The following is a 13224-nucleotide window of genomic DNA, read 5'->3' as shown; positions in this document are numbered from 1 at the left end:
CCCCGCTAGGGCGTGATCGGTTCAGCCTGCGTGGCGATGATCCGGTCAATCTCTGTCCGCGCATAGATCGCCAGCCGCTCCTGATCATCGCGCGCCTGCCCCGCTGGCAGGTCAAGATCGCCCAGCACCATGATGTTTTCATCATTCAGCAGGTTCGCCGGCCCCGTATAGTTGAAGCTCCCGATGATCGTCAGCGCATCGTCGATCACCATCAGCTTGTGATGCACCTTGCGCACGCCCGTTCCGGTCTTGTTGCGATGCAGGGTCACGCCACCTGCTGCCAACGTGTGCTTCGCCGCCCAGGTCTGGTTTGCCTGCCTGCGATCCAGAATACCCGTCACCTGCAGCCCCTTCTGCCGTGCGTTCACCAGCGCATCATCAATCCCGGAGGATTGCGAAAAGGTAAAGGCGGCAAAGTCGATCCGGGTCTGCGCCTTGATCATCTGCTTGATGAATTCCATCTCGGGCGCGTGATCCGGCGCGAAAAGCGGTTTGATGCGGATGCCGCTCACGGCGTGATCCTCCAGCGGTTTGCGCGGCGTCTCAAGGCTGCGCTTGCCAAAGATGCCGCGCCGCATCTGGCGAAACTCGCGGGCATATTCCCGCGCGACCTCTTCATCGATGATGATCGCAATGTGATTGAGGTTCTTGGTCACGCCGGTCGTGGTGAAATTGGTCGAGCCGGTCAGCACCGCATCCCTGTCGCACACGATGAATTTCTGGTGAAAGATGTTGGGATTATAATCGGCCTTCGCATCCACCCCGCCGCGCAAGATACGGGTCAGGAGTTCGCGATTGATCTCCTGTGCGCCAAGCCCGTCATCAGCAGGCGGCTTCGCCTCGCGCAGGTAATCCTGTTCAAGGATCACCCGGACAAAGACACCCCGCTTACGCGCAGCGATCAGGGCCTCGGCAATCGGCCGGTGGTCGAGTTCCTGGACCGAGACCAGCAATTCCTCTTGCGCGGCGGTAATGAAATCGATGATCGGCGCTTCGAGGTTATCCGGCGCGCCAATCGTATCCGGCCCCATGAAAAGCGTAATCGCGCCAACGGTTTCGGGCATCGCATCCTCTCAAATCGATCAATCTATGATGCAGAGGCTGCCAGCCGGTTACGATTCGAGCAAGCCAAACGCAAACGGCCCCGCCAATCCTGACAGGGCCGCAAAATATCGGGTGGTTGAACCCAGTTGACCTTAATCGATCTTAGGCAAGAGCGTATCCAAAGACGCCTTCGCATCCCCATAGAACATCCGCGTATTCTCCTTGAAGAAGAGCGGGTTCTCGATCCCCGAATAACCCGTCCCCTGCCCACGCTTGGACACGAAAACCTGTTTCGCCTTCCAGCATTCCAGCACCGGCATACCAGCGATGGGGCTGTTCGGATCGTCCTGTGCGGCAGGGTTCACGATGTCATTGGAGCCGATGACAATAGCGACATCCGTATCCGGGAAATCTTCATTGATCTCGTCCATCTCCATCACGATGTCATAAGGCACCTTCGCCTCGGCCAAGAGCACATTCATGTGGCCCGGCAAGCGCCCGGCGACCGGGTGAATAGCGAACCGCACATTCTTGCCCTTCGCGCGCAGCTTGCGCACCAGTTCGGCCACCGACGTTTGCGCCTGTGCCACAGCCATCCCGTAGCCGGGAATGATGATGATGCTGTCGGCCTCGTTCAGTGCCGTGGCCACGCCGTCGGCGTCAATGGCCACCTGTTCACCTTCCACGGCCATTTGCTCACCCGCAGGGCCGCCAAAGCCGCCGAGGATCACACTGACGAAGGACCGGTTCATGGCCTTGCACATGATGTACGACAGGATCGCACCCGAGGAGCCGACAAGCGCGCCCACGACGATCAAAAGGTCATTGCCAAGCGAGAACCCAATCGCCGCCGCCGCCCAGCCGGAATAGCTGTTCAGCATGGACACGACGACGGGCATATCTGCCCCGCCGATCCCCATGATCAGGTGGTAGCCGATGAAGAGGCCCGCGAGGGTCAGCAGCACCAGCGCCCACGACCCGCCGCCGGTCAGGTAGACAAACAGCAGTAGGACTGACAAAGCCGCAGCGGTCGCATTCAGAAGATGCCCGCCGGGCAGTTTGTTCGCTCCGGTATCGACTTTAAACGGCAACAACGAGGATGACCCGGCCAGCTTGGCATAGGCGATCACGGAACCGGTGAAGGTCACCGCCCCGATCCAAATGCCCAGTACCAATTCGACACGCAGAATACCGATCTCGACGCTCGACTTCCTGGCAATCAACTGCCCGAAAGCGCTCAGCTCATCATAAACCTCTTTCGGCAATCCAATGGCCGTGATGCCATCCGGCCCGACAGCGCCGAGCACCTGTCCGTTCGCCTCATAAATATTGCCGATATAGTTGATCATGATGTCGGCGTTGAAACCAACAAAGACCGCCGCCAGCCCCACTAGCGAGTGCATGATGGCCACAAGCTCCGGCATCTGCGTCATCTCGACCCGCGTCGCCAGTTGGTAGCCCACAGCCGCGCCCAGCGCGATCAGGACGAGTGAGACGATGCTCAGCCCCGCGCCCGGCCCGATCAGCGTCGCGAAGACCGCAATCGCCATGCCGACGATGCCATACCACACCGCCCGTTTCGCGCTTTCCTGCCCCGAGAGACCGCCCAACGACAGGATGAAAAGAATACCTGCGACCACATAGGCCGCGATCGTGAATGCGTTATCCATTGCCCTGCCCCTTTAGGATTTCTGGAACATGGCGAGCATACGCCGTGTCACGAGGAAGCCGCCGAAGATGTTGACCGCCGCCATGAAAATGCCGAGCGCCGCAAGGATCGTGATCAGCCACGAGGTTGACCCGATCTGGATCAGCGCCCCAAGGATGATGATCGACGAAATCGCGTTGGTCACAGCCATCAACGGCGTGTGCAAGCTGTGCGCCACGTTCCAGATCACCTGGAAGCCGATGAAGACCGACAACACGAAGACGATGAAATGCTGCATAAAGCTCGCAGGCATGCCGGGGATCATCCCGATGCCGAGAACAAGTGCAGCACCAATCGCCAGCAGCGTCACCTGATTGCGGGTCTCCTTCCTGAAGGCGGCCACTTCCTGCGCCCGCTTTTCCTCAGGCGTCAGCTCCTTCGGCGGTTCCTTCTTCGGCTGGGCCGCAATCGCCTGCACCTTGGGTGGCGGCGGTGGGAAGGTGATCTCGCCTTTGTGGGTCGCGGTCGCGCCCCGGATCACGTCATCTTCCATATCATGAACCGCAACGCCGTCTTTCTCCGGCGTCAAATCGGTCATCATGTGGCGGATATTCGTGGCATAAAGCGTCGAGGATTGTGCCGCCATCCGGCTTGGGAAGTCGGTATAACCGATGATGGTCACACCGTTGTCGGTGACGATCTTTTCGTCCTTGACGGTCAGCTTGCAGTTCCCGCCACGCTCTGCCGCCAGATCGACAATGACCGAGCCGGGCTTCATCGCCTGGACCATATCCTCGGTCCAAAGCTCTGGCGCGTCGCGACCGGGGATCAGCGCCGTCGTGATGACGATGTCCATGTCGGGTGCGAGTTCCCGGAACTTGGCCAACTGCGCTGCCGCGAATTCCGGTGAAGACACAGACGCATACCCCCCCGTCGACGCGCCGTCCTGCTGTTCTTCCTCAAAATCGAGGAAGACAAATTCCGCGCCCATCGACTCGACCTGTTCCGCCACTTCAGGGCGCACGTCGAAGGCATATGTGATCGCGCCTAGCGACGTCGCCGTCCCGATAGCCGCCAGTCCAGCGACACCGGCACCGACAACCAGAACCTTCGCAGGCGGCACCTTACCGGCGGCCGTCACCTGTCCGGTGAAAAACCGCCCGAAATTATTGCCCGCTTCAATGACCGCGCGGTAACCCGCGATATTGGCCATGGACGACAACGCATCCATCTTCTGCGCGCGCGAAATCCGGGGCACCATATCCATCGCAATAACGGTGGCGCCCTTGCCATTGGCGGCTTCCATCAGAGCTTCATTCTGACCCGGATAGAAGAACGAGATCAGCGTTTGCCCGTCGCGCAACATGGCGACTTCCGCATCCTCGGGCGGACGCACCTTCGCGACGATATCGGCCCCTTCAAAAAGCGCCGCCGCGGTCTTCACCACGCTCACGCCCGCTTCCTCATAAGCCACATCCGAGAAACCTGCCGCCATCCCGGCGCCGGTTTCGATCAGGCATTCATATCCCAGCTTCTGCAAGTCTTTGGCCGAGGCCGGGGTCATCGCGACCCGATCCTCACCCGCAAATATCTCTTTCGGTGTGCCGATTTTCACGGACCGTCCCCCATCTTACTCAGGTTGTTGATGTTGGAGTATAGGGCGGAAGAATATTTCACAAGAGACGGGTCGCCATGACATTTCATGTCATGCGCTAACATCACAACCAACGTCGCGTCTTTTGTGTGTAGCGCGCGAAATCGGCACGGAATTTGCGGCGCAAGCGGTCCTCTTCGGGGGTGATAAAGCGCTGTGTGATCGTACCGACAAACAGCGGCACCAGGATTAGCGCGACAGGTGCGTCCCACCGCAGCGCGAGGCCCGCCAGCACCAGCGCATCGCCCAAATAGATCGGGTTGCGCGTGCGGGAAAAGATGCCGGTGGTCACCAGATGGCTCGCCTCCATATGCGGAATGACCGTCGTGCGCCTTTTGCGCATCTCGGCCACCGCCAGCAGCATCAATACGACGCCGCCGCCCACCATCAGGCCGCCGAAAAGGTCCATCACCGGGCCGCCGAATGCCAGAGCTGCAGGCTGCAGCTCTGCAATCCACCAGGTCATGAATATCGCCAGCGCCAGCCAGACAGGGGGAAGATCAATCCATTTCATGGCCTCATTTGTGCCGCGCCGCTTTGGGCTTGTCCACGGGGCTGGGGCCGCTAACCTGCGGCGAAATTGAGGAGGTGATCATGGAACATGCAGGCAAACACGCGCTCGTCACCGGGGGCGGGACGGGCATTGGCAAGGGCATCGCCGTCGCCCTCGCGCAGGCGGGCGCAGAGGTCACCATCACAGGCCGCCGCGCCGATGTGCTTGAAGAGCTTGCGGCCACGCAAGAGCGCCTGCACCCCATGGTCATGGATATCGACGATGAACAGGCCGTCCGCGACGGGATTGAGGCCGCCGCAGAGCAGCGCGGACCGGTCCAGATTTGCATTGCCAATGCGGGTATCGCCGAAGGTGGCCCGTTTGAGACGACAAGCCTCGCCGCCTGGCGCAAGATCATGACGACCAATCTTGATGGTGTGTTCCTGACATTTCAGGCGGCCATGTCCACGCTGAAACCGGACGATCCCGCCCGCATGATCGTCGTCAGTTCCATCGCCGGGGTGCGCGGTCTGAAAAACGCGATCCCCTACACGGTCAGCAAACATGGCGTGATCGGCCTCATCCGCGGCCTCTCGGAAGAGTTCATGCGCCGCCCCATCACCTTTAACGCGCTCTGCCCCGGCTATGTGGACACGGCGATTGTCCGCAACCAGTTGCCGGGCCTGATGAAGCGCTTCGGTGTCGACGAACAAGGCGCGATTGATGCGATTGCCAAAGGCAACCGCCACCGCAAATTGCTTGAGGTGGATGAGACGACGACGGCCCTCATGTGGCTCTGCTCCGAGGGTGCGCGCAGCATCAATGGTCAGACGATCGAAATTTCGGGCGGTCAGGTGTGACAATCGACTTCGCCGACACCAAACAGCTCTTTCACCTGCCCGAAGGTGTCACCTATCTGGACGGCAACTCGCTGGGGCCTTTACCCAAGGCAGCGCTTGCGCGCATGGAACGCTGCATGGCCCAGGAATGGGGCGAGATGGTGATCACCGGCTGGAACCGGGCGGGCTGGATGGCGCAACCATCCGCCCTGGGCGATAGGATCGGTCGGCTGATCGGTGCGGAACCGGGCCATGTGGTGCTGGGCGATACGCTGTCGATCAAGGTCTATCAGGCGCTTGCCGCCGCCCTTGATCTTGTCCCGGACCGCCGCGTGATCCTGACCGATAGCGGCAATTTCCCCACCGATATCTACATGGCCGAAGGGCTGATCGAGATGCTCGGGCGCGGTCACGAATTACGCGTCGTGGCACCCGAAGAGGTCGCAGACAACATCACCGATGATGTTGCGGTCTTGATGCTGACCGAGGTCGACTACCGCACTGGCCGCAAACACGACATGGCGCAACTGACAAATATAGCGCATCAGGCCGGCGCGCTAACGCTGTGGGATCTGGCCCATTCAGCAGGCGCGCTGCCCGTCGATGTGGCCGGTTGCGGTGCCGATTTCGCGGTCGGCTGCACCTACAAATACCTCAACGCCGGTCCCGGCGCGCCCGCCTATATCTATGTCGCACCGCGCCATGTCGCTAGCTGCAAACCCGCGCTCTCCGGCTGGCTGGGTCACGAGGCCCCCTTTGCCTTTGATCTCGACTATCGCCCCGGCACCGGTGTCGAACGCATGCGCGTCGGCACGCCGCCTGTCTTGCAGCTGGCCGCACTCGATGCGGCCCTCGACATCTGGGATCAGGTGGATATGCAGGACCTGCGCGCCGCCTCAATCGCGCTGACCGAGCAATTCATCGCCGGGGTGGAGGCCGCCTGCCCCATGCTCACCCTCGCCAGCCCGCGCGACCCCGATCAGCGGGGCAGTCAGGTATCGTTCCGGTTTGCCGAAGGCTATGCCGCGATGCAGGCCTGTATCGCTCGCAACGTCATCGGTGACTTCCGCGCCCCGGATATCATGCGCTTCGGCTTCACACCACTTTTCATAGATGCGGGCGATGTCGACAAAGCCATCGCAGTCATCGCCGATGTCATGACCAACCGTTTGTGGGATGACCAGACCTACAAAACCAAAGCCGCCGTCACTTAACCCTCTGGCAGGAAAGACGTATCCTCGTCAGAGGGCGGGCAGTCGTATCCATGCACTTCCACGTTTAGAGCCGCCCCCAGCAGGATCAGATATGCACTGACGTAAAGCCAGAGCAGCAGGCCAATCACCGCCCCGATGGAGCCATAGACTTCGTTGTAGCTGGCAAAGTTGGTCAGGTAGTAGGACAGCCCCGCCGAGGCGGCCACCCACAAGATCACCACCACAAACGCACCAATGGTCACCCAACGCCCCCGGCCGCCAGTCCGCGCGGGACCAAAGCGATAGAGCAGGCTGAGCGCCACAATCAGCACCCCCAGCGCGATCAGCCACCGCACACCCTCCAGAACCCACGCGGTCGACGTCGCAACCGGAATGAACGCCAAGGCAATGGGCAACAGCACCACAACCGTCAAGGCGACAATCGCCAGACTGACCAGCGCAATGGTCAGCAAAAACGCCACAACCGTCTGCCATATCCCATTGCGCAGCCGCTGCCCCGCAATCGCATTCAGCCCCCCGATCAACGCGCTGACCCCTGCCCTGCACGACCAGAGCGCGAGCGTGATCGACACGAAAGTGGCCCAACCCAGCGCCTCTGACGGCGCACTCACCAGACGTGTGATCTGCGATGACAGCAATTGGTAGGCATCAGGCGGAATAATATCCTCCATCAGCACCAATTGCTCGGCGATGATCACCGGGTCCGCCACCAGACCAAAGATGGCAATCACCGCCGCAATCCCCGGAAAAATGCCAAAAACGCCGAAAAAGGCGACACCAGCCGCGATCAGCCCCAGATGTTTCTCACCAGCGGATGTCCAGACCGCCGCCAGAACGCGCCAGATATGCAGCAATGTCGCCATGAAGCGGGCTTTCACAAATGTCGTCTTGTTGTGCAAACCTAAGCCAAAGCGCGGGCCATGGCCACTTTTGCCAGCAAGCCGACGATCTAGCGTCGGCAAGAAAGCGAAGGGACTGCAAAAACCATTCGCCTCACCCCGAAACACAGGTTAAGGTTTCGACAAAACGGGGAAAAACCCTTTCGACTGGCAGGTCATAAGTTGAGCAGTTTAACGCTTCATATCAACACGCTGGCAGAGCATCTGCAGGACAAGGCAGACACGCGGCAATTGGTTGCCATTACCGGCGCGCCGGGCTGTGGCAAATCCACGCTTGCTACGGAACTGGCGCGGCGGCTGAACACGCAACGGACCAAGGCCACGGTCGTTCCGATGGACGGCTTTCACCTCGACAACGCGATCCTTGAGGCCCGCGGATTGACCCAGCGCAAGGGCGCGCCTGAGACGTTCGACGCGCCCGGTTTTATCCGGCTCGTCAAGGCCCTCAAAACAGGGGAGGAGGTCTTTGCCCCCATCTTTGATCGCACACGTGACATTGCGATTGCGGGTGCCGTTGCCGTGCCGGTGGATGCAAAGGTTGTCATCGTGGAAGGCAATTACCTGATGTTTGATGAGGCCCCATGGTCCGAACTCGCCGGGCTTTGGGACGTGACAGCGCGGCTCGACGTGCCGATGCCGGAGTTGCGCGCGCGGCTCATCCATCGCTGGCTCAGCCTCAATTACTCCCGCGCGGTCGCCACGCGCCGGGCCGAAGGCAATGACATTCCGAACGCGCAACGTGTGATTGATCGCGCGCTGCCTTGTGATTTTACATTTGACGGGCAACCCGCCCCTGCCCAGAACGCCCAGATATAAGGTCTGCTGCCATGGATATTACCCATGTTCCCACCCAACCAATCACAGGTCAAAAGGCGGGGACCTCGGGTTTGCGCCGCCAGACGCGCGACTTCATGGCGCCGCATTTTCTGAAAAACTATGTGCAGGCGATCCTGAACGCGATTGGCGGGGCGGCAGGCAAGCGCTTTGTGCTGGGTGGCGATGGCCGCTATTTCAACGACCGCGCCATTCAGGTGATCCTGCGGATGGCGGCAGCCGGTGGCGCGGCAGAGGTCATTGTCGGGCAAAACGGGATCCTCTCGACACCGGCTGCGTCACATCTGATCCGGCTGAATGAAACCGATGGCGGGTTCATCCTGTCAGCCAGCCACAATCCCGGCGGGATCGATGCGGATTTCGGGCTAAAGTATAATATGGGCAATGGCGGCCCGGCGACCGAGGCTGTGTCAGACGCGATCTATGCCGAGACGCAGACGATCAGCACCTATCAGGTGCTTGAGGCGCAGGATGTTGACCTGAGCCAGATCGGCGAAACGACATTGGGCGAGATGCGCGTCCGCATCGTGGATTCGGTCGATGATTATGCTGCGCTGATGGAAACGCTGTTCGATTTCGACGCGATCAGCGCGCTCTTTCAGGGCGGCTTCCGCATGGTCTTTGACGCGATGCATGCAGTCACAGGCCCCTACGCACATCGCTTGCTGGAAGAACGGCTGGGCGCCCCCAAAGGCACCGTTCTGAACGGCACGCCTCTGCCCGATTTTGGCGAAGGTCATCCGGACCCCAACCCGATCTGGGCGCATGAATTGATGGACATCATGACCTCGCCCGACGCCCCCGATTTCGGTGCCGCAAGCGACGGCGATGGCGACCGCAACATGATCGTGGGGCGCGGTGCATACGTGACGCCGTCCGACAGCCTCGCTCTGATTGCAGCACAGGCGCATGTCGCACCGGGTTATAGCGGTGGTATGTCAGGCGTCGCCCGCTCAATGCCGACGTCAGGAGCCGTTGACCGGGTCGCCGCCGCGAAGGGTCTGCAATGCTATGAAACGCCGACGGGCTGGAAATTCTTCGGCTCGCTCTTGGATGCGGGCCGCGTAAACCTCTGTGGTGAGGAAAGTGCAGGCACCGGTTCCGACCATGTCCGCGAGAAAGACGGCCTCTGGGCCGTGCTGATGTGGCTCAACATTCTGGCGGTCAGCAAGAAACCGGTGACTGAACTGATGACGGACCATTGGCAGACCTATGGCCGCAACTACTACTCGCGTCACGACTATGAAGGTGTGGACAGTGATGCGGCGAAGACCTTGATCGCCGACTTGGAGGCGCGGCTGGGCGACCTGCCGGACCAAAGCTTTGCCGGTCTGAATGTCCAATCCGCTGATCAGTTCGCCTATACGGACCCGGTCGATCAGAGCACGGCAACAGGCCAGGGCATCCGCATCATGTTCGACGGAGGCGCCCGTGTCGTGCTGCGGCTCTCCGGCACCGGAACAAAGGGCGCGACCTTGCGCGTTTATCTGGAACGGTTGGAAACTGATCCCACAAACTTGGCCTTGCCGGTGGAGGACGCACTCGCGCCCGTCATCGCCGCCGCTGATGAGATCGCCCAGATCAAATCCCGCACTGGTCGCGATGGCCCCGATGTACGTACCTAAATAAACACCAGCGTTATGATCGGGAACATCAGCAGGATCACCACCCGCAGGATATCCGAGCCGACAAAAAACAGCACCGCCTTGTAGGTCGCGCTCATCGGCGTATCCTTGTCCATGCTGTTGATAATAAACAGGTTCATGCCCACAGGCGGCGTGATCAACCCGACCTCCACGACGATAAGGACAAGGATCCCGAACCAGATCGCCACCTCCTCGGTCGTCATCCCGAAATCCAGTGTCGAGACAACCGGCCAGAAGATGGGGATCGTCAACAGGATCATCGACAGGCTGTCCATCAGGCAGCCGAGGATCAGGTAGAAGGCAAGGATCATGACCATCACGAGCCACGGACTGAATCCCTGATCGGTGACCCAGGATGACAGCTCTTGCGGAACCTGCGTGAGCGCCAGAAAGCCGTTATAGAACCCCGCCCCCAGCACGATGAAAAAGATCATGCCGGTGCCCGTGGCGGTCTCCAAGATGCTGTCGCGAAAGACGGCCCAGTTCAAAGACCCGGAAAAAAGCGCAATCAGCCCGGTGCCCATCGCCCCCACTGCCGCACCTTCGGTTGGGGTGAACCAGCCATTGTAAATGCCGCCCACGACCAAAGCGAAGACCACTAGCACCGGCCAAACGGCAAAGAGCGATCGGAACCGCGCGGAGTAAGGCAGCCGTTCCTGCGTACCCGCCTGACCGGGGTAGATGCGCACGTAAACTGCGATGGTTAGCATGTACCCCAAAGCCGCCAGCAGGCCGGGGATGAAGGCGGCGACAAAGAGCTTTGCGATGTTCTGCTCGGTCAGGATCGCATAGATCACCAGGATCACCGATGGTGGGATCAGGATGCCTAAGGTGCCCCCCGCCGCAAGCGTCGCCGTCGAAAACCCACCGGAATATCCGTAACGACGCAATTCCGGCAATGCGACACGACTCATTGTTGCGGCGGTCGCCAGCGACGACCCGCAGATCGCCCCAAACCCGGCGCAAGCCCCGACCGCCGCCATCGCCATACCGCCTTTGCGGTGCCCCAGCCAGGATTGCGCCGCCGTGAAAAGTGACTGCGACATCCCCGACAGCGTCGCGAACTGCCCCATCAGCAGGAACATCGGGATGATCGACAGGTTGTAGTTGGAAAACGTCGTGTAAACCTCGGACTTCAGCCGCGCCATGAAGACGGTCGTCCCATCCGTCGCCACCCACAGCCCGCCAATGCCACAAAGCAGCATCGCAAGGCCAATGGGTGCCCGCAAAAAGATCAGGAGCAGCAGAACCGGAAAAGACAGATAACCGAGGGCGAGGTCGCTCATATGGTCCGCGCACCTGTCAAGCGCATGGCCGCGCAATAAAGGCTGACGAGGCTCGCCACCAAAGCAGCGACAAAGCTCGCCGCATAGGCCCACCAGACCGGGAACTGGATCAGGAACGTCGTCTCGCCATAGCGCAGCTTGTCCTGCATCCCCGCGAAAAGCCGCCAGGTGATCAGCAGGATGACCACCGCCATCACCACACTCCAGAACGCGGCGATGAGGTTGTTGGCCTTAGGGCCAAGACCGCTGGTGAAGATATCAACCGTCGCATGGGCGCCCGTCAGCTGCGTCAGCGGCAGAAACGCGAAGATCGCAAAGGCAATCCCCGCTTCAATCAACTCAAAATCGCCGGTGATCGGGCCAACGCCCCGCGCGATCAGCCAATCGCCAAAGCCGCCCAGATACCCGCCATGGGCCATCCCGTTCACCTCGCGCCCGATGATGCTCAGACAGACCATCACCACAATAGCGCAGAGCACCAGCCCACCCAACATCGCCATCACGCGGGCAAGTAGGGAGATGATTCTGTGCAGCAATCCCGCCTCCTGCCCGATCACGCCGCGTGGGTCAGTTGCCCACGCTGTGCTTGGCGATCAGCGCAGTGGCGGCGTCATGAAGGCCGGTGCCGTCGATGCCCGCCGCATCCGCCTCGGCAATCCAATTGTCGATTGTGGGCTGGCTGGCCGCGCGCCAGGCCGCCACCTGTTCATCGGTCAACGTCACGATTGTGTTGCCCGCCTCTTCCGCCATGGCACGACCGGGCGCGTCATATTCCTCCATCGTGCGCCCGGCAAAGGCCGAAAATTCCAGCCCGGAATTGGCGTCAATCACGGCTTTCAGATCGTCGGGCAGGCCCTCATAAACACCTTTGTTCATCGCAAAGATGAAGGCGGTCGTGTAAAGGTGCGCGTCACCAAACTCGGTGTGATTGCTGACCAGTTCATGGACTTTGAGCGCTGGCACAACCTCCCACGGGATCACCGCGCCATCGATGACACCCTTGGACAACGCCTCTGGCACAGCCGGGACCGGCATGCCCACGGATGTGGCACCCAACCCGGTGAAAAGCGTCGTCGTTGTGCGGGTGGGTGCACGCAGCTTCAGCCCGTTGAGGTCCGCCACATCTGCGATAGGCCGGTTGGAATGGATCAGACCGGGGCCATGCACCCAAAGCCCCAAGGGTTTGAACGCCGCGAAATCCGTATCCATCATCCGTTCTTCGGCCAGTTCCCAATAGGCGCGCGACGTGGCCTCGGCACTGGTCGAAATGAAGGGCAGCTCAAACACCTCCAATTGCGGGAAACGGCCCGGCGTGTAGCCCGCAACGGTCCAGATCACGTCTGCCACGCCATCAATCGCCTGATCGATCAATTGCGGGGGTGTGCCACCGAGTTGCATAGATGGAAAGCGATCCACCTTGATCCGGCCATCGCTGTCGGCCTCAACCTTATCCGCCCAGACATCAAGAATATGCGCGGGCACATTCGCCTGTGCGGGCAGGAATTGATGCAGGCGCAACGTGACCTCTTGCGCCGCGGCGCCTGTCGACAGGCAAGCGGCAGCGACCATACCAAACAGAGTGCGGCGAGACAATGTCATGGGGTTCCTCCAACAAACATGACTTTGACGTTGTTTGGCGAAGCGCAACACCTCATGCAAGTCACTTT

12 protein-coding genes are annotated in these 13224 nt (G+C 60.6%); 4 read left to right on the top strand and 8 right to left on the bottom strand.

The window, feature by feature from the left end:
• Positions 1–5: 5 nt before the first annotated feature.
• From SLH49_RS16040 to SLH49_RS16025, 4 genes are all read right to left on the bottom strand, one after another.
• Complete coding sequence (locus tag SLH49_RS16040; RefSeq protein WP_320270172.1) at positions 6–1064, bottom strand: phospholipase D-like domain-containing protein; 1059 nt, start codon at positions 1062–1064, stop codon at positions 6–8.
• A 132-nt stretch (positions 1065–1196) separates the two neighbouring features.
• Entirely contained in the window at positions 1197–2714 is a 1518-nt protein-coding gene (locus tag SLH49_RS16035; protein WP_320270171.1) for an NAD(P)(+) transhydrogenase (Re/Si-specific) subunit beta, read from the bottom strand.
• Positions 2715–2726: 12 nt separating this feature from the next.
• Complete coding sequence (locus SLH49_RS16030) at positions 2727–4307, bottom strand: Re/Si-specific NAD(P)(+) transhydrogenase subunit alpha (RefSeq protein ID WP_320270170.1); 1581 nt, start codon at positions 4305–4307, stop codon at positions 2727–2729.
• A 103-nt stretch (positions 4308–4410) separates the two neighbouring features.
• Positions 4411–4860 (bottom strand): isoprenylcysteine carboxylmethyltransferase family protein, encoded by a 450-nt coding sequence (locus SLH49_RS16025; protein ID WP_320270169.1) that lies wholly within the window; start codon positions 4858–4860, stop codon positions 4411–4413.
• A gap of 80 nt (positions 4861–4940) precedes the next feature.
• Between SLH49_RS16025 and SLH49_RS16020 the strand changes: the two genes are divergently transcribed.
• Both SLH49_RS16020 and kynU read left to right on the top strand, forming a co-directional pair.
• Positions 4941–5699, top strand: a complete 759-nt coding sequence (locus SLH49_RS16020; protein ID WP_320270168.1) for an SDR family oxidoreductase — start codon at positions 4941–4943, stop codon at positions 5697–5699.
• Complete coding sequence (kynU, locus tag SLH49_RS16015; protein ID WP_320270167.1) at positions 5696–6892, top strand: kynureninase; 1197 nt, start codon at positions 5696–5698, stop codon at positions 6890–6892. The genes SLH49_RS16020 and kynU overlap by 4 nt, the downstream gene beginning before the upstream one ends.
• Here kynU and SLH49_RS16010 read toward each other — a convergent pair.
• Positions 6889–7755, bottom strand: a complete 867-nt coding sequence (locus tag SLH49_RS16010) for a YihY/virulence factor BrkB family protein (RefSeq protein ID WP_320239031.1) — start codon at positions 7753–7755, stop codon at positions 6889–6891. The two genes, kynU and SLH49_RS16010, sit on opposite strands and share 4 nt — an antisense overlap.
• Before the next feature lie 198 nt (positions 7756–7953).
• Between SLH49_RS16010 and SLH49_RS16005 the strand changes: the two genes are divergently transcribed.
• Together SLH49_RS16005 and SLH49_RS16000 are read left to right on the top strand one after the other, a co-directional pair.
• Positions 7954–8607, top strand: coding sequence for a P-loop NTPase fold protein (locus tag SLH49_RS16005; protein WP_320270166.1), 654 nt, complete (start codon positions 7954–7956; stop codon positions 8605–8607).
• An 11-nt stretch (positions 8608–8618) separates the two neighbouring features.
• Positions 8619–10250 carry an alpha-D-glucose phosphate-specific phosphoglucomutase gene (locus SLH49_RS16000; RefSeq protein WP_320270165.1) on the top strand — a complete coding sequence of 544 codons (1632 nt, stop codon included), beginning with the start codon at positions 8619–8621 and terminating at the stop codon, positions 10248–10250.
• On the opposite strand, the gene SLH49_RS15995 is transcribed toward SLH49_RS16000, so the two are convergent.
• The 3 genes from SLH49_RS15995 to SLH49_RS15985 are packed head-to-tail and all read right to left on the bottom strand — an operon-like array spanning position 10247 to position 13156.
• On the bottom strand, positions 10247–11557 hold the full coding sequence (locus SLH49_RS15995; protein WP_320270164.1) for a TRAP transporter large permease: 1311 nt from the start codon (positions 11555–11557) through the stop codon (positions 10247–10249). The genes SLH49_RS16000 and SLH49_RS15995 overlap by 4 nt on opposite strands.
• Complete coding sequence (locus SLH49_RS15990; protein ID WP_413785304.1) at positions 11554–12090, bottom strand: TRAP transporter small permease; 537 nt, start codon at positions 12088–12090, stop codon at positions 11554–11556. Before SLH49_RS15990 ends, SLH49_RS15995 begins: the two co-directional genes overlap by 4 nt.
• A gap of 34 nt (positions 12091–12124) precedes the next feature.
• Positions 12125–13156, bottom strand: a complete 1032-nt coding sequence (locus SLH49_RS15985; protein ID WP_320270162.1) for a TRAP transporter substrate-binding protein — start codon at positions 13154–13156, stop codon at positions 12125–12127.
• Positions 13157–13224: the final 68 nt, after the last annotated feature.

Origin of the sequence: Cognatiyoonia sp. IB215446 (assembly GCF_033963825.1) — a bacterium.
Classification (GTDB): Bacteria; Pseudomonadota; Alphaproteobacteria; order Rhodobacterales; family Rhodobacteraceae; genus Yoonia.
This window is presented reverse-complemented; position numbering and strand designations above follow the sequence as displayed.